This window comes from Stappia stellulata DSM 5886 (assembly GCF_000423705.1).
GTDB classification, from domain to species: domain Bacteria; phylum Pseudomonadota; class Alphaproteobacteria; order Rhizobiales; family Stappiaceae; genus Stappia; species Stappia stellulata.
This window is the reverse complement of sequence record NZ_KE384082.1, coordinates 595768-614348: the sequence shown is the minus strand read 5'-3', so window position 1 is coordinate 614348 and position 18581 is coordinate 595768. Positions and strand designations below refer to the sequence as shown.

The 18581-nt window shown below is 66.1% G+C and carries 17 protein-coding genes; 8 read left to right on the top strand and 9 right to left on the bottom strand.

What is annotated here, in order from left to right; genetic code table 11:
* Nucleotides 1-5: 5 nt before the first annotated feature.
* From G572_RS0115190 to G572_RS0115160, 7 genes are all read right to left on the bottom strand, one after another.
* Nucleotides 6-1064, bottom strand: a complete 1059-nt coding sequence (locus tag G572_RS0115190) for an alanine racemase (RefSeq protein ID WP_029059205.1) — start codon at nucleotides 1062-1064, stop codon at nucleotides 6-8.
* A 23-nt stretch (nucleotides 1065-1087) separates the two neighbouring features.
* Nucleotides 1088-2572: a M81 family metallopeptidase gene (locus tag G572_RS0115185; protein WP_037546938.1), complete on the bottom strand. Its 1485-nt coding sequence runs from the start codon at nucleotides 2570-2572 to the stop codon at nucleotides 1088-1090.
* Entirely contained in the window at nucleotides 2572-3573 is a 1002-nt protein-coding gene (locus G572_RS0115180) for an ABC transporter ATP-binding protein (RefSeq protein ID WP_029059203.1), read from the bottom strand. The genes G572_RS0115185 and G572_RS0115180 overlap by 1 nt, the downstream gene beginning before the upstream one ends.
* Entirely contained in the window at nucleotides 3570-4559 is a 990-nt protein-coding gene (locus tag G572_RS0115175; RefSeq protein WP_029059202.1) for an ABC transporter ATP-binding protein, read from the bottom strand. The genes G572_RS0115180 and G572_RS0115175 overlap by 4 nt, the downstream gene beginning before the upstream one ends.
* Before the next feature lie 2 nt (nucleotides 4560-4561).
* Nucleotides 4562-5431, bottom strand: a complete 870-nt coding sequence (locus G572_RS0115170; RefSeq protein WP_029059201.1) for an ABC transporter permease — start codon at nucleotides 5429-5431, stop codon at nucleotides 4562-4564.
* On the bottom strand, nucleotides 5428-6375 hold the full coding sequence (locus tag G572_RS0115165; RefSeq protein ID WP_029059200.1) for an ABC transporter permease: 948 nt from the start codon (nucleotides 6373-6375) through the stop codon (nucleotides 5428-5430). The genes G572_RS0115170 and G572_RS0115165 overlap by 4 nt, the downstream gene beginning before the upstream one ends.
* A gap of 149 nt (nucleotides 6376-6524) precedes the next feature.
* Nucleotides 6525-8066, bottom strand: coding sequence for an ABC transporter substrate-binding protein (locus tag G572_RS0115160; protein ID WP_029059199.1), 1542 nt, complete (start codon nucleotides 8064-8066; stop codon nucleotides 6525-6527).
* A gap of 155 nt (nucleotides 8067-8221) precedes the next feature.
* Between G572_RS0115160 and G572_RS0115155 the strand changes: the two genes are divergently transcribed.
* The 6 genes from G572_RS0115155 to G572_RS0115130 all read left to right on the top strand — a co-directional run bounded on the left by G572_RS0115155 (nucleotide 8222) and on the right by G572_RS0115130 (nucleotide 13274).
* On the top strand, nucleotides 8222-8611 hold the full coding sequence (locus G572_RS0115155) for a RidA family protein (protein ID WP_037546936.1): 390 nt from the start codon (nucleotides 8222-8224) through the stop codon (nucleotides 8609-8611).
* Nucleotides 8612-8672: 61 nt separating this feature from the next.
* Entirely contained in the window at nucleotides 8673-9551 is an 879-nt protein-coding gene (locus tag G572_RS0115150; protein WP_029059197.1) for a MurR/RpiR family transcriptional regulator, read from the top strand.
* 178 nt (nucleotides 9552-9729) lie between these two features.
* Nucleotides 9730-10272 carry a 3-hydroxyanthranilate 3,4-dioxygenase gene (locus G572_RS0115145; RefSeq protein WP_029059196.1) on the top strand — a complete coding sequence of 181 codons (543 nt, stop codon included), beginning with the start codon at nucleotides 9730-9732 and terminating at the stop codon, nucleotides 10270-10272.
* Nucleotides 10273-10365: 93 nt separating this feature from the next.
* The gene (locus G572_RS0115140) at nucleotides 10366-11355 is read left to right on the top strand and encodes a TRAP transporter substrate-binding protein (protein ID WP_037546934.1); all 990 of its coding nucleotides are present in this window, start codon (nucleotides 10366-10368) and stop codon (nucleotides 11353-11355) included.
* Nucleotides 11356-11445: 90 nt separating this feature from the next.
* A complete protein-coding gene (locus G572_RS24140; protein ID WP_051242455.1) occupies nucleotides 11446-12018 on the top strand; it encodes a TRAP transporter small permease in 573 nt (190 codons plus the stop codon).
* On the top strand, nucleotides 12015-13274 hold the full coding sequence (locus G572_RS0115130; protein ID WP_029059194.1) for a TRAP transporter large permease: 1260 nt from the start codon (nucleotides 12015-12017) through the stop codon (nucleotides 13272-13274). Before G572_RS24140 ends, G572_RS0115130 begins: the two co-directional genes overlap by 4 nt.
* Before the next feature lie 19 nt (nucleotides 13275-13293).
* Here the strand turns inward: G572_RS0115130 and G572_RS0115125 are convergent, their stop codons facing one another.
* Both G572_RS0115125 and G572_RS0115120 read right to left on the bottom strand, forming a co-directional pair.
* Complete coding sequence (locus G572_RS0115125) at nucleotides 13294-14247, bottom strand: LysR substrate-binding domain-containing protein (protein ID WP_029059193.1); 954 nt, start codon at nucleotides 14245-14247, stop codon at nucleotides 13294-13296.
* Between the two features lie 68 nt (nucleotides 14248-14315).
* A complete protein-coding gene (locus tag G572_RS0115120) occupies nucleotides 14316-15116 on the bottom strand; it encodes an aspartate dehydrogenase (RefSeq protein WP_029059192.1) in 801 nt (266 codons plus the stop codon).
* A gap of 177 nt (nucleotides 15117-15293) precedes the next feature.
* Between G572_RS0115120 and G572_RS24135 the strand changes: the two genes are divergently transcribed.
* Both G572_RS24135 and G572_RS0115110 read left to right on the top strand, forming a co-directional pair.
* Entirely contained in the window at nucleotides 15294-17432 is a 2139-nt protein-coding gene (locus G572_RS24135) for a xanthine dehydrogenase family protein molybdopterin-binding subunit (RefSeq protein WP_245566229.1), read from the top strand.
* A 14-nt stretch (nucleotides 17433-17446) separates the two neighbouring features.
* Nucleotides 17447-18400 (top strand): dihydrodipicolinate synthase family protein, encoded by a 954-nt coding sequence (locus G572_RS0115110; protein ID WP_029059191.1) that lies wholly within the window; start codon nucleotides 17447-17449, stop codon nucleotides 18398-18400.
* Nucleotides 18401-18581 lie beyond the last annotated feature (181 nt).

The window sequence follows — 18581 nt, the reverse complement described above, 5'->3', positions numbered from 1 at the left end:
CCGCGTCAGGTCATTCGCCCGCGCGCGGCGATGGCGGTTCGGCGAAGCACGCCGTCGTTGCCTTTCAGCCAGGCGAAATCGAAAAGGTTGGTCACCACGCAGGCGTGGTTCGGCACGATGGCGACGCGTTGGCCGATTTCGAATTCGTTTTCGCGGGTGGTGTGGACAATGCCGTGTTCTTCGCTGAGCCCGACGATGGCCGCCTCCGGATGCCCGAGGATCGTGCCATGTCCGGTAAGTCCGAGAAGATCCGACGACAGCGCCTTGGAACCGGCATCGAGAATGGCGCGCGTCGGCGTCGGCGTGCTGACCACGGTCGCCTCAACGGTGAGCGCGCAATCGTCGAGCGAACACGCGCCGCCCGCGACCAGCGAGCGGTCATTGTAGATATAGGTGCCGGCGCGATACTCCGTGACGACCGTCTCGCCGCCCGCCTTCCACATGTCCGGCGAGCCGCCGCTGGTGATCGTCGCACAGGCGATGCCCTGCGCCTCGATCAGGGCTTTCGCCGTGCGCATGAAGGTCTCGACGGCGCTCTGGCCGCCGGGCGCGGGGTAGGTCATCAACCCGCCGAAGACGAGGCCGCCGGTTTCGTGGATCGTGGCGGAGAGACCGGCTGCCGCCTGCGGCGACGGCACGCCGCAGCGCCCCGCACCCGTGTCGCATTCCACCAGCACGGTGAGCGGACGTTCCTCGCGCGAAAACGCCGCGCCGAGGCCCGCGACCGTCACCGCGCTGTCGGCGACGACGGCGAGGCGCTCCACCCGGCGGGCGACGGCGGCGAGCCGGGCGAGCTTGTCGACGCCGAGAATATTGTAGGTCAGCAGGATGTCGTCGATGCCCGCATCGGCCATCACCTCCGCCTCGCCGACCTTCTGCACGGTGATGCCGCAGGCGCCGGCCGCGATCTGGTCGCGGGCGAAGAGCGGCAGCTTGTGCGTCTTGATATGCGGGCGCAGCGCCAGCCCGGCCGCCTCGCAATGGGCCTGGAAGCGGGCGATGTTGGCCCTTGCGACGCGCTCGTCGATGACGAGGGCCGGGGTCTCGGGGGCGTGAACGGTCATTGAGAGGAAATCCTTCGGGCGGGTCAGCTTCCCGTTGCCTTGAGGGCGTGGGGGTCTTTCACGCGCGGCCAGATGGCGCGCGTCAGCTTGGTGTAGGCGTTGGTGGCCGGGTCGTTGGGGTAGGGGCCGTCGACCGCAGCGTAGAGAATGTCCGACGCCACCGGCAAGAAGGCATCGTGGAAGTGATTGGTCGATTTCACCACCAGCACCTTGCGGGATGCCGGATCGATGCCGAGGTTGGAAAAGGCGTCGGGGCTGAAGATCTGCGAGCGCACCGTGTTGAGGATGACGTCGACGCCCTCGATGCTGATCCAGACGCTGTCGCCGAGCGGCACGATGCTCTCGCCGAAGCTCTGCACCGCGTTGCGCACCACCTTGCGCACCCGCACGGTCGCGTCGACCGGGTCGCCGGCGGTGGCCGACATCTTGCCGCCGAAACGCAGCGGCAGCACAGCACCCTCGCCGGCGGAAATGCAGGTGCGCACCGCGACCGGATCCCAGATCGAGGCAAGCGCGGCATTCTCCATCTTTCGCGCCAGCATCTCGCGCAGGATGATGGTGGAATCGCCCGCGACCCCGCCGCCGGGATTGTCCCAGACATCGGCCACGACGATGGGAGCGCCGGCGCAGCTGTCCGCCAGCTCCAGCGCGCGCTGCGGCGTCAGGAAATCCGGACGCGTGCGACCGCGATAGGAGAAGAGCTCCATGCCGAGCTTCTGCGCCAGCGCGTCGCCCTTTGCCTTCTTGCCGTCGGTGACCACGACGATCTTGCTGCCGAGGTCGGCGACATCGGCTGCCATGAAGCCGTGGATCGCGGAGACGCAGAGCACGCCGTCATGCCCTTCCATCGCCTTCATCCGGTCGACGAAGCCGCGCATCGGTTCGCGGCTCGTGGGGAAGATCTCGATCATCCGGCAGTCGAAGACGGAGATTTCCGGGGAGACGGCGCCGGTCGAGGTACGGTGGGCGAGATCCACCAGGCTTTCCGCCGCGATCACGAAGTCGGTGTGCGGGAACTCCTTGAAGACGACGACGAGGTCGGCGTTTTCGGTCCGGCGCGCCGACAGGTGGCTGTGCGGGTCGAAGGTCGCGCCGATCACGGTGTTTGGGCCGACGAGCTGGCGGACCTTTTCCAGCAGTTCGCCCTCGCAGTCGTCGCAGCTCTCCGCGATCATCGCGCCATGCAGGCCGAGCAGGACGATGTCGAGCGGAAGGGCTGCCTCGATCTCGCCAAGGATCGCATCGCGCAAGGTTTCCCAGGTGGCGCGGTTGACCACGCCGCCGGGTTCCGCCCATGCGGCGGTGCCTTCCACCAGGGTCCAGCCGTATTGACGGGACCGCTCGCGCGCGACCGGGAACACCGCGCTGCACAGTGTCGGCGTCACGGGATGCTCGCCGGGTGGGGCATAGAAACTGTCCCGAAAGTCCTGCATGTCGGTGCGCAGCGGGGAAAACGTGTTGGTTTCCGTTGCCACGGATCCGACGTAGACGCGTTTGTTCTCGGCCATCACGCGGCCTCCCCTTGTTGGTTGCCGGCGTGGTGACAGGCGCTGAATTGTCCGTTGCCGAGATCGACCGGCAGGGGCCGCTCGCTGCGGCAGATGTCGGTGGCGAGTCCGCAGCGCGGATGAAACGGGCAGCCGGGCGGCGGGGCCGCGGCGCTGGCAGGCTCGCCCCGGTCTTCGGCGGCGACGCGTCCCGGGCGGATGCGCGGGATCGAGGCGAGCAGAAGCTTCGTGTAGGGGTGCGAGGGCGCGGAGAACAGTGTCGCCCTGGGGGCGGTTTCCACGATCCGGCCGAGATACATCACCGCCACGCGGTCGCAGATATGCCGCACGACGCCGAGGTCGTGGGAGATGAACAGCATCGAGATGCCGCTCTCGGTCTGCAGGTCCTTGATCAGGTTCAGCACCTGCGCCTGGATCGAAACGTCGAGCGCGGAGACCGCCTCGTCGGCGATGACGAGCTTCGGCTCGACGATCATTACCCGGGCGATGCCGATGCGCTGGCGCTGACCGCCGGAGAACTCGTGCGGATGGCGGCTCATCACCTTCGGGTCCAGGCCAACCTGGGTCAGCGTGCGGGCGATGCGTTCGCGGATGGCCTCGCGCGTTGTCTCCAGGCCGTGGATGCGCACGGGTTCGCTCAGCGTCTGCTCGATGGTCAGGCGCGGATTGAGCGAGGCGAAGGGATCCTGGAAGATCATCTGGATCTCGCGGCGCAGCGGGCGGAAATCTGCCTTCGAAAGCGAGAGCATCTCCTGGCCGTCGAATTCGGCCGTGCCGCCGGTCGCGTCTTCCAGACGGGTCAGCGTGCGCCCGACGGTGGACTTGCCGCAGCCGCTCTCGCCGACAATGCCCAGAACCTCGCCCGGCGCGAGATCGAAGGAGACGCCGTCGACGGCCTTGAGCACTTTCCTGGTGCCGCTGAAAAGACCGCCGGCCTTCAGCGTGAAGTGGGTCTTCAGGTCGCGGACCCTGAGGAGGGGGCGTTCAGCGTCGGTGGTCATGCGTCCGGCTCCAGCGGGTGGTGGCAGCGCCCGGCATGTCCGCCGCCGAAGGCGGTTTCGGCCGGGTCCTGTTCGCGGCAGATGTCGGAGGCGCGCGCGCAGCGCGGGTGGAAGGCGCAGCCGTCGACCCGCTCGTCGAGACCGGGCACCCGGCCGGGGATCGTCGGCAGGCGCTCGACGTCTTCATCGGGCTCGGGGATGGAATCCAGCAGGCCGCGCGTATAGGGGTGGCGCATCCTGGCAAAGAGATCGCGCGTCTGCGCGCTTTCCACCACGCGCCCCCGGTACATCACCGCGATGCGGTCGCAGGTCTCGGCGATCACGCCGAGATCGTGCGAGATCAGGATGATGCCCATGCCGGTCTCCGACTGAAGATCGGCGATCAGCTTGAGGATCTGGGCCTGAACGGTCACGTCGAGCGCGGTCGTCGGCTCGTCCGCGATCAACAGGCGCGGCGAGCCGGCCAGCGCCATGGCGATCATCACGCGCTGGCGCATGCCCCCCGAAAGTTGGTGCGGATAGCTGTCGATCCGGCCTTGCGGGTCGGGAATGCGCACCATGCGCAGCAGCTCGACGGCGCGCGCGCGGGCAGCCGTCTTCGACATCGGCTGATGCTCGCGGATCGTCTCCACGATCTGGTCGCCGATCCGGTAGACCGGATTGAGGCTGGTCATCGGCTCCTGGAAGATCATGGACATCTCGTTGCCCATGATGCGGCGGCGTTCGCGCGCCGGAAGCGTCAGCAGGTCGCGGCCTTCGAAGAGGATCTCGCCGCCGGTGACGCGCACCGGCGTTCCCTCCAGAAGGCCCATGATTGCAAGCGACGTCAGGCTCTTGCCGCAGCCCGATTCCCCGACGATGCCGAGTGTCTCGGAGGCGTTGAGGGAAAAGGAGAGATCGCGCACGACCGGCATTAGGCTGCCGCCGGTTGCGATCGAAAGCGACAGGCCGCGCACGTCGAGAAGGGGAGGCTTGGACTGTGTCATCGTCACACCCCCTTGATGTCGTTCTTGAACCTGGGGTCGATGCTGTCGCGAAGCGCGTCGCCGACGAGGTTCATGGAAAAGACGGACAGGATGATCAGCGCGCCGGGAAAGAGCAGAAGCCAGGGCGCGCGGGTGACGTAGATGCGCGATTCCGACAGCATGTTGCCCCAGCTCGGAACCTCCGGCGGCAGGCCGAGGCCGAGGAAGTCCAGGGCTGCGGCCTGCAACTGTGCGAAGGCGAAGATGAAGCTTGCCTGCACCAGCAGCGGTGAGATCAGGTTCGGCAGGATGTGGCGGAAGAGCACGCTGGCATGACCGGCGCCGGAACAAACGGCGGCATCGATGAAGACCTCGTTCTTCAGCTTCAGCGTCATGCCGAAGAGGATGCGCGCCGTCGTGGTCGCATAGACGATGCCGATGACCAGCACGGTGTTCATCACGCTGCGCTCGAGGATCGTCATCAGCACCAGCGCCAGGAGCAGCGCGGGAAAGGCCATCAGCACGTCGACGACGCGCATCAGGAAAGCGCCAAGTCTGGTGAAATAGGCGGAGATCATGCCGGTGAGCCCGCCGACCAGCAGCGCGACGACGACGGAGCCGAGGCCGATGACGATGGCCATCCGCGCGCCGTAGATGCTGCGCGAGAAGGTGTCGCGGCCGAAGTGATCGGTGCCGAAGAAATGCGCGGCACCGGGTTCGGTCAGCCGGGCCACCGGATCGATCTCGAGCGGGTCGTAGGGCACGATCAGCGGCGCGAAGACGGCGGCGAGCACCACCAGCACCAGCCAGGCGAGACCGAGCGTTGCGAGCCAGCGGCCACGGAAGATCCGCCGGCCGGTGGCGAACCACTGCACTGTCGCGTTGGGGGTCATTTGAGCGATACCCTTGGGTCGAGCCATGCATAGGCCAGGTCGACGAGAAGATTGATGACCATGTAGAGGACCACGATGATCAGAATGACGCCCTGGATGACGGGATAGTCGCGGCGCAGGATCGACTGCACCACCAGCCGGCCGATGCCGGGCAGCGAGAACACCGTTTCCGTCACCACCGCCTCCGAGATCAGCGCCGCGAAGGTGAAGCCGAAGGCGGCGGCGACCGCGATCAGCGCATTGCGGAAGACGTGCTTGGTGGCGACCTTCCAGGGGGCAAGGCCCTTGGCCCGGGCCGTGCGCACATGGTCTTCGCGCTGCACGTCCAGCATGGAGGCGCGCACCAGGCGGATGATCAGCGCCGCGTTGGGTGCGGCCAGCGTGAAGCTCGGCAGCAGCAGGTAGCGCAGGTTCGCAAGGCCCCCGTCGTCGGAAATCGAGGGATAGCCGGACGAGGGCAGCCAGCCGAGGCTCACCGAGAAGATCAGGATCAGGTAGAGGCCGAGCCAGAAGGTCGGCACGGAGGCAAACAGCATCGCGCCGCCGGAGGCGAGCTGGTCGACCCAGGTGCCGTGGCGTGTGGCCGAGACGACGCCGATCGGAACGCCGAGGATCACGATCCAGACCATCGTCATCACGGCGAGCAGGATCGAGGTTTCCGCACCGTCGGCGATCACGGAGAGGACCGGTGCGCCGAAGAAGATCGACGTGCCGAGATCGCCCTGCAGGACGTTGCCGAGCCAGTAGAGATACTGGAGGTAGACGGGCGCATCGAGGCCCATTTCACGCGTCAGCGCCTCGACCTCTTCCGGGGTTGCCGTGTCGCCCAGCAGGACGGCGGCGGGGTCGCCTGGAATAAGATGGACGAAGAGGAAGACGAGCAGGGATGCGGCAAGCAGCGTCGGGATGAGCGCCAGCAGTCTCCGCGTCGCATATCCGAGCATGTCGACGGTCTTTCCGCGTTCAGGAGGGGCGGGTCAGGCAGTGTGCCGCGAGTTTCAGGGCGTGTCGCGGCGCGCAAGGGCCCCTCCCGCGCCTCGGTCCGTGAGGACCGGGCAGGCGGCGCGGGAGGGGCAGCCGGGAGGACGCCTTCCTACTTGTCGACGTTCCAGAAGTGCGGCCAGATCAGGGTGGCTTCACCCAGTCCGCTCAGCTTCGTGGAGGCGATGTTGTAGGTGTAGACATCGCCCGTCTTCATCGTCGGGACCTGCTGGTAGATCAGGGACTGGATCTCGCCCCACAGCTTCTGACGCTCGGCCGGATCGGCGCTTTCGGTAAACTTCGCCTTCAGCGCGGCCTTCTCCGGGGTCGTCCACCAGCCGGGATAGTTGTCGTTCATCACCGAGATCAGGATCGGATCGGGAACGAAGCCGTGGTGGGTGAAGAAGAGGTCCCACTGGTCCGGCTCGGCGCGCTTCTTGATCAGCGTTGCCCAGTCATAGACCTGAAGGTCGATGTTGAAGCCGGCCTGGGCCAGCTGCTTGGTGTAGACGATGGCCGTGTCGTAGTGGAACGGATAGTTGGTGGAGACCATGAACTTGATGGGCTCGCCGTCGTATCCGGCTTCCTTGGCGAGCGAGCGGGCCGTGTCGGCATCGCCCCTGGAGAAATTCTCCGCACCCGCTTCCGTGTACCAGACGTTGCCCTTGGGCAGGAACGAGCCGTTGGCGCGCCACAGCTTGTCGGGGCCGATGGCGACCTGAAGCGCCGGCACCTTGTCGATGGCGGTCTGGATGGCACGGCGCAGCGCGAAGTTCTCCTTCAGCGGGCCGTCCTTGGAGTTCATGAAGACGAGACCGAACAGCGGGCCGCCGTTGACGATGGTGGTGACCTGCGGATTGGCGTCCAGATCGGCGAAGAGGTCGCCGGGGATGCTCTCGGCATAATCGTAGTCGCCCGCCTGAAGCCCGCTGACGCGGGTGCCGACGTCGGGCACGGGGATGAAGCGCAGCGCGTCGAAGTTGGCCTTGCGCTCGCCGGCATAGCCGTCGGCAGCCCCGGAAGGCGAATCATAGTCGTCGAAGCGGACCAGCTCGACATGGCGGTTGGCCTGCCATTCGCCGAACTTGTAGGGGCCGGTGCCGATGTAGTTTTCCGGGGAAATCGGCGCCTTGCCGGCGTCGGCGACGACGGAGGCCGGATAGATCGCCGGACCGCCGTTGATGAAGGCCATCAGGTTCTTCCAGGGGCCGAAGGGCTTCGACAGGCGGATGGTGACTTCATGGTCGCCGGTCGCCTCGACGCTTTCCACGTTGGAGAAAAGCAGCGAGCCGCGCGAGCCGTGCGCGCCCCAGCGCTTCAGCGAGGCGACGACGTCGGCCGAGGTCATGTCGGTGCCGTCGTGAAAGGTCACGTCCTTGCGCAGGGTGATGACGATCGTCTTGCCGTCGTCCTCGAGGCGGTCGCTTTCGGCAAGCAGCGGCTGGGGAGCGTTGCTGGCGTCGAAGGTGTAAAGCCCTTCGAACATGTGATGTGCGATGGTCGTCGCCAGGTCCGAAGTGACCACGTGCTGGTCAAGGCTCGGCGGCTCGCCGACGGTTGCATAGCGCAGCGTCCCGCCGGCATAGGCGGTGCTGGCCATCGATGCGGCAAAGGCCGCCGCCAGAATGGTCTTAAGGGGTCTGTTCAGCTTCATGCCAGTCTCCTCCCAGATCGTTCGCATGCATGCCGGATATCGGCCGGTCAATATGAAAGAAATTTTCAGAAATGACAGGAATTGTCAATTGCGGATTTGCATATGGCAGAAATTCCGCTAATTTATGAAAGAAATTTACAAAACGGAGCCGACGCATGACCACTGGAATCACCCGATACGACACCGCCGACCTCGCGGCCGGCGGCACACGCCGCCCCTTCGCCAAGGCCGTGCGCGCCGGGGATTTCGTCTATGTCTCCGGTCAGGTGCCGGCGGAAAAGGGCGAGATCGTCACCGGCGGGATCGTCGCGCAGACCGAAAAGGTGATGGAAAACCTGATCGCGGTTCTGGCGCTGGCCGACTGCACGCTGGAGCATGTCGTGAAGGTGAATGTCTGGCTCGACGACGCGCGCGACTTTTCCAGCTTCAACGGTGTGTTCGAGCGCTTTTTTCTCGATCACCCGCCGGCGCGTTCCACGGTCCAGTCGCCGCTGATGGTGGATGCCAAGGTCGAGATGGACGTGATCGCCTACAAGCCGGAATAGGCGCGGGCCGCGCGGGTGTCTATCCTGCGCGTTCGGGAGACGGCAGAGGGGATCGGGGAACGTGAGCAAGGTGATCGATATCATCGCCCAGTTGCGGGGCTTGAACGGGGCGCTGCCCAAACGCGAGCAGCATGTCGCCGACTATGTGCTCGCCAACCTGGAGACCATCGCCTATCAGCGCCAGAGCGAGATCGCCAAGGGCGCGGGCGTGTCGGATGCCACCGTCAACCGCTTCTGCCAGTCGCTCGGCTGCGACGGGTTCAAGGAGTTCAAGATCCGGCTGGCGCAAAGCGTGGCGGTCAGTCTCCAGTATCTGGGCGGGCAGGCGAACGACCGTTCGCCCGCCGACCAGCTCGTCGCGCAGGTTTTCGGCGCGCTCGTCGACACGCTCAACACCGCCCGCTCGCAGCTTGACGGGGCCGCGCTTCAATCGGCCATCGACACGCTGGCCGACGCGCGGCGGATCGTGTTCTTCGGGGTGGGCGGCGGGTCCGCCAATGTCGCACGCGAGGGGGCCAACCGGTTCTTCCGTCTCGGCATTCCGGCGGAGGCGCATGCCGACGGCTACCTGCAGCGGATGATCGCCTCGACGCTGGAGCGCGGCGATGTGGTCTTCGCGGTCTCCGCCAGCGGCACGCCGGCGGAATTGCTCGACAGCGTCGCCATCGCCCGCCAGTACGGCGCGGCGACGATCAGCCTGACCAAGGCCGGGTCGGACCTGGCCCGGGCTTGCGACATCGCCATCGGGGTCGACCTGCCGGAGGATCACGACATCTACAAGCCGAGCGCCTCGCGGCTTGCCTATATTGCGATCGTCGACGTTCTGGCGGCGGGGGCCGCGCGCCGCCGGCCGGAGCGGGTCAAGGAATACCTGCGCCGCATTCGCACCTCGTTGGTGCCGCTGTCGAGCGACGTCGGACCCAAGCCGATCGGCGATTGACGAGAGGGCCGACGGGTGCGCCCGCTATCTGTTTTCGTGATATCCGCTTTACTGAATGCTATTTGATTGAAATAGCAATCTGCCGTCTCCTGAGCCTCGGAATCATGTGCCGGAGCGGACCCGGCCACGCCTTGCAGCGTGTGCCCTGCGGTCCGGACCGGCTGTTCGGGAGCGGGACATGTCGAGACTTGCAGCCTTCAACTTTCAAAAGTGGATCGAGGACAACAAGCATCTGCTGAAGCCGCCGGTCGGCAACCAGCAGATCTGGAAGGACGCAGACCTGATGGTCACCGTCGTCGGGGGGCCGAACAAGCGCACCGACTATCACGACGACCCGGTCGAGGAGTTCTTCTACCAGCTCAAGGGTGACATGCTGCTCAAGCTCTATGACGGCAAGGAGTTCTACGATGTGCCGATCCGCGAGGGCGAGATCTTCCTGCTGCCGCCGCATGTGCGTCATTCGCCGCAGCGTCCGCAGGAGGGCTCAATCGGCCTCGTGGTCGAGCCGTCCCGTCCCGAAGGCGCGCTCGATGCCATCGAGTGGTACTGCTTCGAGTGCGAGCATCTGGTGCATCGCGCGGAGCTGGATCTGGAATCCATCGTCGACGATCTGCCGCCGGTCTATCAGGCCTTTTATGCCTCCGAGGAGGCCCGCACCTGCGCCAATTGCGGCACCGTTCACCCGGGCAAGGAGCCGCCGGAAGGCTGGGTCGAGCTCTAGCGGCGCGCTGGCTTCCTCATCGCATCCCTTTCATCATCAATGTGACTGCCCGTCCGGCAGGGAGGTGTCGGGCCGGCATTCGGGAGGACCGACATGAACTTCAAGACCCTGATCGCGCGCACGCTGCCGGCGGCGCTCGTTGCGCTGGCCTCGACAAGCGGCCTTGCGTCCGCCAAGGAATTCCGCCTCGGGCTGATCACGCCGCCGCCGCACATCTGGACCGTCGCGGCGCAGTCCTTTGGCGAGGAGCTGGAGGCTGCGACCGACGGCAAGCATTCGGTGGCCGTCTTCCCCTCGCGCCAGCTCGGCAACGAGGCGCAGATGATGCAGCTGCTGCAGACCGGGGCGCTCGACATGGCGTTCCTGACAATCGCTGAGGTTTCCAACCGCGTGCCGGACTTCGGGGCCTTCTATGCGCCCTACATGGCCGATGACGTCGGTCATGCCGGGCGCATTCTGCGCTCGGAGGAGGCCAGGGCGATGCTGGCCGATCTGCCGCAGAAGGCGGGGGTCGTCGGGATCGGCTACAGCATGGCGGGCCTGCGCCAGATCGTCAGCCGCGATCCGGTGACGAGTGCCGCCGATCTTGCCGGAAAGAAGCTGCGCATCACCCCGTTCGAGCCGATCAAGGACTTCTACAATGCGGTCGGCGCGGCCTCCACGCCGATGCCGTTGCCGGCGGTCTATGACGCGCTCGCCAATGGCCAGGTCGACGCCATCGACATGGACGCGGAGCTGATCTGGAAGCTGAAGTACTACGAGCATGCCGACACGGTGCTGATTTCCAACCACATGATGTTCCCGATGGTCGGTCTCGTGTCGGCCCGGGTGTGGAAGGATCTGTCGCCGGAGGATCGCGAGACGATCACCACCTTGATGGCACGCCATCTCGACGGGGCGATCGACACCTATATCTCCAAGGAGGCCGACTGGCTGCTCGCGGTCGAGGGCACTGGCACCACCATCGTCGAGGCGGATGCCTCCTTCTTCCAGGATGCCATCGCCGAGTGGGAAGCGATCTGGAGCGAGAAGGCGCCCGCGCTCGCCACGCTTCGCAAGGTTGCCGACGAGACCCGGCAGTAGGCCCGGCCCGGCACCTGCAATCCCGCATCCGGACGGTCAGGGTCCAGGAGCCTTGCGTTCCGGGTGCGCGGCGTGGATGGATAACGCGCGATGCTCTACAGGATCTCCGCCTTCTGGGCGCGGTGCGAAATCGCGCTGGCGGCCGCCCTTGCCGCCACGATCACCGGGCTGATCCTTCTCAATGTGGTCACTCGTTCCGCCCATATGGCGATCTACTGGATCGACGAGGCGGCGATCACCGCCATGGTGTGGATGACATTTCTGGCCGGATCCGCCGCCGTCCATCGGCGCTCCGGCGTCGCCGTCACGCTTTTGTTCGATATGCTCTCGCCGTCGGTCGCACGCTGGTGGCGGCTTGGCCTCGACCTGGTCGCCGGCGGGTTTGCGGCGGCGATGGTCTGGTTCTGCCTGCTGTGGTTCGATCCGCTCGCGCTTTACGCGGCCGGCTTCGACACGCAGGCCTTCCAGGGGGAGACCTTCAATTTCATCTATGCCGAGCCCACCGTGACGCTGGGCATTCCAAAGGCCTGGGTCTGGTCCGTCATGATCGTCTTTACGTTCGGACTGACATTGCATGCGCTGTCCAATCTGGTCGCGACAGTTTGCATGCTTGCCGGCGGCAACGATCCGCAGGCAGGTGCCGACGCGGGGACACGGGTATGACGGCGATCGTCTTTCTGTTTCTGCTGTTTGGCGCGGTGCCCATCGCGCTGGTGCTGGCGCTGTCGGCAATCTGGTACATCCAGGCGAGCGGCAACGAGGTGCTCTACGCAAGCTTTGCCCAGCAGCTCTACTCCGGCATCGAAAGCTACGGGCTGCTCGCGATCCCGCTGTTCATGCTGACCGGCGAACTGATGAACGAGGGCGGGCTGACCAGGCGGCTGATCCAGGCGGCGCGCGTCTTCGTCGGCGGGTTTCGCGGCGGGCTTGCCTATATCAACCTGCTCGCCAACATGTTCATGGCGGCGATCATCGGCTCGGCCGCCTCGCAGATCGCGGTGATGGCGCGGGCCATGGTGCCGGCGATGGAGGCGGAAGGCTACCGCCGCGATTTCGCCGCCGCGACGACGGCCGCCGGCGGGCTGCTGTCGCCGATTATCCCGCCGTCGATGCTCTTCGTGATCTACGGCGTTCTGGCGCAGATCCCCATCGGCGACATGTTCATGGCCGGCATCATTCCCGGCCTGATGTTGTCGGCGTCCTTCTTCGTCATCATTGCGCTTGTCGGGCTGACGCAGTCGTTTCCCAGGGGCAAGTGGATGAACAAACGCGAGGCGCTGGCCGCATTGCGCGACTGCCTTCCCGCCGCGCTTATTCCCGTGGCCATCGTCGGCGGCATTCTGCTCGGCGTTGCAACGCCGACGGAATCGGCCGCCGTTGCCTCGCTGATCGCGTTTCTGATCGGGCGTTTCGTCTACCGCGACCTGAAGATCTCGCGGCTCGGCTCGCTCTTCGTGCGCACCGCCACCAGTTCCAGCCTGGTGATCTTCCTGATCGCCACCGCCAATGTGTTCGGCTGGGTGATCATCTACGAGGCGCTGCCGCAAAAGCTTGCAGGCCAGCTCACGGCGATCACCTCCGATCCCTTCGTTTTTCTGCTGATCGTCAACCTGTCGCTCTTCGTCATCGGCATGGTGATCGACGGCATCGCCGCACTCATTCTGGTGGTGCCGATCCTGCTGCCGATCGCGCAGATGCATTACGACATCGACCCCTTCCAGTTCGGGGTGATCGTCTGCCTCAACCTGGTGCTGGGTCTTCTGACGCCGCCGGTTGGCGCGGGGCTTTACATCGCCTCGGCGATGAGCGGCACGCCGCCGATGCAGATCGTGCGCGCGCTCTATCCGTTCCTGATCGCAGTGGCGCTAATTTTGGTGCTGTTGAGCTGGGCGCCGATCCTGACGACCGCGCTGATCTGACCGGCGTCGCACGCCGCGTTCAGAGCGTCTGCGCGACCGCTCGCAACTCGTCGAGGAAAAAGGCGGCGGCCGGTGTCAGCCCCTTGCTCTTGCGATAGGAGACGCCGACGGGGCCGATGGGGATCGGCACGTCCCAGGGGACCCGTGCCAGAATCCCGGCTGCGATGTCCTGTTCCACCACGTGATTGGGCAGGATTCCGATCATCGTGGAGTTGGCGAGCAGGCTGCGGTTGGCGAGGAAGGATACCGATTCCACCGCGTTGATCGGCGAACCAAGGCCGTGATCGAGGAACACCAGGTCGATCTGGCGCCTGAGCGTCGTCTCCGGCGGCGGCAGGATCCAGCCGTAATCCATCATGTCCTGGAAGGTGACGCGCTTCCGCCCCTGCAGCGGATGGCTCATGCCGGTGACGGCGATCACCTTTTCCTCGTAGAGGCGTTCCTGAAGCAGTTCGTCGCGATGGCGGTGGGTCGGCAAGCGTCCGACGACGAGATCGACCTCGCCGGAGCGCAGCGCCGGCATCAGCACCTCGTTGGTGCCGTCCTGGATCTTGATCGACAGGCTCGGTTTTTGCGCCAGCACCCGGGCAATGGTTTTCGGCAAGAGCAGCGCGGAGGCCGCCAGAAGCGAGCCGATGACGATGCGTCCGCTCGAGCCTTCCGCGAGATCGTCGAGTTCCTGCGCGGCGTGGGAAATCTGCGCGAAGATCAGCTTGCCGTGGCGCGCCAGCGCCTCGCCGTAGATCGTCGGCACCACGCCCCGGTTGGTGCGCTCGAACAAGAGCACGCCGAAATCGGCTTCCAGGTCCTTGATCAGCTTGGTGGCGGCGGGCTGCGACAGGTTCAGCTCGCGCGCGGCATGGAGAATGCTGTTGTGGCGCTCGACCGCGACCAGCAGGCGCAGTTGCTTGAGCTTCAGGCGCGTCAAGATCCGCTCGACGATGCGAACGTGTTTCTGGTTCGGTTCGCTCATTGCAGCGTGTTCATCCTTGCGGCGGGTGCAGGTGGGCCGGAGCGGCGCCACAGCCATACCCCAACGGATCAGGCAATGCGAATGGGGTCTTCAAGGCGCAGCAGCGTGTCGACCATGCTCATCGCGGTCAAGGCGGAGGACTTCGGATTGTCCGGCATGGCACGCCCGGAAACCTGGAAGGCGAAGGAGCCGAAGGCGCCCTCGGCGACGAGTTCGTGCCGGTTTTCCACACAGGCGGGGTCGGAAATCAGCTCGACCTCTGTGGCGTCGAAGCCGATCCCGGCGAGCGCGATGCTGGCCGTGACATTGGCGTTCTTGGGATAGAGCGCCGCCGCCTGACGGGCATTGCCGCGAAAATGCACTTGCGCTTCGCCCTGGGCGTCGAGGTCGATCCTGTCTTCCGCCGGCGTGCCGCGCCAGCTCGCAGGCGGCTTGCGGCCGCGATAGACCACACGGGTCAGCCCGCCCTGGCGCGCCGCGCCGAGGATGTCGAGGCCGCCGATTGCCCCGGACACGATCCTGAGCGCGGCCCGGCCGCGCCGCGCGGCAGCGCTCAGCGCATCATGGAGCGCCGCGTCGGCGAGGGCGCCCGCGGAGACGCTGTAGAGATCGATGCCGGCAGCGAGAATGTCGGGTCCGTGGTCACGCAGGCCGGCGTGGCCGGCGCAGTCCAGCACGAGGTCGGGGCGTTGCGGGAGGCCGCCGACAGCGTCGGCGATCGCGACCGTGTCGGGCGCGCAGGCGCGGGCATCCTCCAGCCGCCCGGCACGTCCGATGATGCCGCAAAGGCTCAGATCGTCCCGCTCGGCGATCGCCGTCATCACATACCGGGCGATGGCGCCATAGCCGATGATGGCGACATGTTTCATGGGCAGCTCCAGCTTGTCTCAACAGATGCGATCTTGCGCCAATCCGTGCGCTCCAGCTATCCAATTTCCGGATAGCAGGTTTGAAACACAATATTTGCTGCGATATCTGATTGGCGCCACTGTCGGCTCGAATTCTCAAGGGGCACGCCGCCCGCCAGCAAAAGACGAGTTTTGGCCGTGACAGTTTTTTCGGCCCGTGGCCTTGAGCGCGCGGGATCACAAGAGCCGCAGATCGGCCGTCCGATGCGTCGGCGCGAGGACCTTCACCTCGTCACCGGAGCGGGGCGCTATGTCGCGGATGTGCCGTTGCAGGACCCTTTGCATGTGGCCTTCGTCCGCAGCCCCGTGCCGGAGGGGCGGATTGCCGCTTGCGAGACGCAGGACGCCCACGACATGCCGGGGGTCGTGCAGGTTGTCGATGCTGCGGGTCTTGGCGCGCTCGGGTCCCTCAGCATCAATCCGGTTCTGGAGCCTTTCGGGGTGGCGCCGTTTCCCGTGCTTGCGGGCGAGCGGCTGGCGGCGGTCGGACAGCCGGTCGCAGCCGTCCTGGCGGCAACGCCCGCGCAGGCGCTCGACGCCTGCGACGCGGTTCTGGTCGAGATCGAGGATGACGTCGCCGCCGTGGAGCCGGCCGGCTTTCGCGGGGCCTGGTCGTCGGGCGATTGCGATCAGGCGATGGCGGCGGCCGCGCACCGGGTGTCGGTGACGGTCGATCATCCGCGCCTGGCGCCCGCCTCGCTGGAGCCGCGCGGTATCGCGGTTGCCTATCATGACGAGAGCGACAGTGTGACGGTCTTTCTGTCGACGCAGACGCCGCATCGCGCCAGGCTCGAGTTGTCGCGCATTCTCTCCGTCGCGCCCGAGCGCATCCAGGTCGCCGCCCCCGATGTCGGCGGCGCCTTCGGCATGAAGGCCTCGCTCTACCCCGAAGAAGTGCTGTGCGTCTGGGCGGCGCTGCGGTTCAAGCGCGCGACCCGCTGGATTTCTTCGCGGGGCGAGGATTTTCTCGCTGCAAGCCATGGCCGTGGCGCGACGAGCGAAGGCACGCTCGGTGTCGATGCGCAGGGCCGGTTCGTGGCGTTAAAGGCATCTGTCTCCTCGCCGCTCGGGCATTGGCTGCCGAGCAGCGCCGCGATCCCGGCCTGGAACGCCGGGCGCATCCTGCCGAGCGGCTACAGGGTCGAGGCCGTCGACATTCGCTCAAGCGCCGAGACGTCCAACACGGCGGCGGTCGGGATTTATCGCGGCGCGGGGCGCCCGGAAGCCAATTGCCTGATGGAGCGGCTGGTGGAGGCAGCCGCCGCTGCGACCGGCATCGATCCGCTGGAGATCCGCAGGCGCAACCTGATCCCGCCGACGGCCTTTCCCCACACCGGGCCGAGTGGCGTGGTGCTCGATTCCGGTCGCTATGCCGAGCTGCTGGACCGGCTGGCGCAGGAGACCGGCTACGACGCACGTCGCGCAGAGGTCGCGGAGCGGCGGGCCCGGGGCGAGGTGGTCGGCCTCGGCATGGCCTTTTACATCGAACCCTGCGGCACGGGCTGGGAGAGCGCGCGCGTGACGCTGAACCCGGACGGCACGGCGCTGGTTGCCTTCGGCGGCAGCACGCAAGGGCACGGGCGCGAGACGGCGCTGGCCCAGATCGCGGCGGATGCGCTGTCCCTTGCGCCGGACGCCGTCAGCGTGGTCTGCGGCTCGACGGACACCTGTCCGACGGGGATCGGTGCGCTTGCCAGCCGCAGCACGGCGATTGGCGGCAGCGCGGTGCTCAAGGCCTGCGAGGCGCTGCTCGCCCGCATCGATAGCGGCGCGGACACCAGCGTGCCCGTCAGCGAAGAGGTCGTCTATGAGGCCGCCGGCGAGGCCTGGGGCTATGGCGCCTATCTGGTGCAGATCGCCATCGACCCGGAGACCGGGGACCCGACGCTTGAACATGTCGCCTGCGTCGACGACGCCGGCACGGTGATCAATCCGATGCTGGTCGAGGGCCAGATCCGTGGCGGCTTCGCGCAAGGGCTCGGCGAGGCGCTGATGGAGCGGCTGGTCTATGACGGCGACGGCCAGCTCGTGACCGGCTCTCTGATGGACTATGCGCTGCCGCGCGCCAGCGACATTCCCGCGTTTTCGATCTCCAAGATGGAGACCGCGTCGCCGAACAATCCGCTGGGCGCCAAGGGGGTCGGCGAGGCCGGCACCATCGGCGCGCCGGCCGCCATTCTCAATGCCGCCATCGACGCGCTGCGTCCCCATGGCGTGACCGATCTTCCGATGCCGCTCACCAGCGAAACGCTGTGGCGCGCGCTTCACCGAACGTGAGACAGGACAGACCCATGAATTACAGCAGACTGGATGCCAAGGCCTACGCCCGCGCCAACATGAAGGGCATCTGGGCGGCCGCGCTCAATCCTTTTCGTCCCGACTTCAGCCTGAACGAGGAGGGCCTGCGCGCCAACATCCGCCACTGGGTCGACGATCTCGGCATTGCCGGGCTTTTCATCGCCGGCAAACAGGGCGAGTTCTTTTCCATGTCGCTCGACGAGCGCAAGCGCAACTTCGAGATCGCGGTGGAGGAAACCGGAGACCGCGCCGGCACCATCATGTCGTGTTCCGACCAGAACTTCGACACGGTGATCGAACTGGCGAAACACGCGGAAGCCGTGGGCGCGGACTATATCGTCGTGCATGCGCCGATGCTGCATTTCGTCACCGATCCCGACGACACGGTCTACGAATACTACAAGGCGATCTGCGAGAAGGTGAACATCGGCATCGCCATGTGGAGCCATCCGGATTCCGGCTACCTGATGAGCCCGGAGCTTTGCGCGCGCGTCGCCGAGCTGCCCAATATCGTCGCGATCAAATATTCCGTGCCCCGGCCGATGTACACGAAGCTGACCGAGATGGTCGGCGACACAATCCTGGTGTCGACGGCCTCGGAAGACGAGTGGCTCGACAACATCCTGGAGCTCGGCTGGCAGCTCTACCTGTGTTCCTCGCCCCCCTACTTGCTGCAGACCGCGAACGACCGTCGCATGCATGACTACACGCAGGCGGCCTTCGCCGGCGATGTGGCGCGGGCGCGCGAGATCAGCAAGAGCCTCGATCCGGTGCGCAAGGCGCTGAAGGGCACGCGTCCGGGCGGCAAGCCGCAGGCGCATCAGAAATACTGGCAGGAACTGCTTGGGCAGGTCGGCGGGCCGGTGCGCCCGCCGCTGCTGCAGCTGACGGACGCGGAAAAGGCGGCGACGCGGGAGGCGTTCGAGAGCTGCGGCCTGCGGCTTTGACAAGGAGGCGGGCGGGGGAGGATATCCCGCGTCCGCCCGGTGTCCTGCGCTTAGGGTTGTCCCCGCGCCGCACGCTGATCCTGTGAGCGGGCCGCGCGGTGCAATTTCGCCAATAACGGCAAGTCCGAGCGCAAATTTTACAAGTTTCGCGCTTCAATTTGCCGAAATTGCACGAAAGAAG

What these genes read in the sequence shown, in the direction of transcription:
- G572_RS0115165 (WP_029059200.1), bottom strand. Translation starts at nt 6,375, where the DNA reads ATGCTCGGATATGCGACGCGGAGACTGCTGGCGCTCATCCCGACGCTG.
- G572_RS0115140 (WP_037546934.1), top strand. Translation starts at nt 10,366, where the DNA reads ATGAACTTCAAGACCCTGATCGCGCGCACGCTGCCGGCGGCGCTCGTT.
- G572_RS0115120 (WP_029059192.1), bottom strand. Translation starts at nt 15,116, where the DNA reads ATGAAACATGTCGCCATCATCGGCTATGGCGCCATCGCCCGGTATGTG.
- G572_RS0115125 (WP_029059193.1), bottom strand. Translation starts at nt 14,247, where the DNA reads ATGAGCGAACCGAACCAGAAACACGTTCGCATCGTCGAGCGGATCTTG.
- G572_RS0115145 (WP_029059196.1), top strand. Translation starts at nt 9,730, where the DNA reads ATGTCGAGACTTGCAGCCTTCAACTTTCAAAAGTGGATCGAGGACAAC.
- G572_RS0115160 (WP_029059199.1), bottom strand. Translation starts at nt 8,066, where the DNA reads ATGAAGCTGAACAGACCCCTTAAGACCATTCTGGCGGCGGCCTTTGCC.
- G572_RS0115180 (WP_029059203.1), bottom strand. Translation starts at nt 3,573, where the DNA reads ATGACCACCGACGCTGAACGCCCCCTCCTCAGGGTCCGCGACCTGAAG.
- G572_RS0115170 (WP_029059201.1), bottom strand. Translation starts at nt 5,431, where the DNA reads ATGACCCCCAACGCGACAGTGCAGTGGTTCGCCACCGGCCGGCGGATC.
- G572_RS0115185 (WP_037546938.1), bottom strand. Translation starts at nt 2,572, where the DNA reads ATGGCCGAGAACAAACGCGTCTACGTCGGATCCGTGGCAACGGAAACC.
- G572_RS0115155 (WP_037546936.1), top strand. Translation starts at nt 8,222, where the DNA reads ATGACCACTGGAATCACCCGATACGACACCGCCGACCTCGCGGCCGGC.
- G572_RS0115175 (WP_029059202.1), bottom strand. Translation starts at nt 4,559, where the DNA reads ATGACACAGTCCAAGCCTCCCCTTCTCGACGTGCGCGGCCTGTCGCTT.
- G572_RS24140 (WP_051242455.1), top strand. Translation starts at nt 11,446, where the DNA reads ATGCTCTACAGGATCTCCGCCTTCTGGGCGCGGTGCGAAATCGCGCTG.
- G572_RS0115190 (WP_029059205.1), bottom strand. Translation starts at nt 1,064, where the DNA reads ATGACCGTTCACGCCCCCGAGACCCCGGCCCTCGTCATCGACGAGCGC.
- G572_RS0115130 (WP_029059194.1), top strand. Translation starts at nt 12,015, where the DNA reads ATGACGGCGATCGTCTTTCTGTTTCTGCTGTTTGGCGCGGTGCCCATC.
- G572_RS0115110 (WP_029059191.1), top strand. Translation starts at nt 17,447, where the DNA reads ATGAATTACAGCAGACTGGATGCCAAGGCCTACGCCCGCGCCAACATG.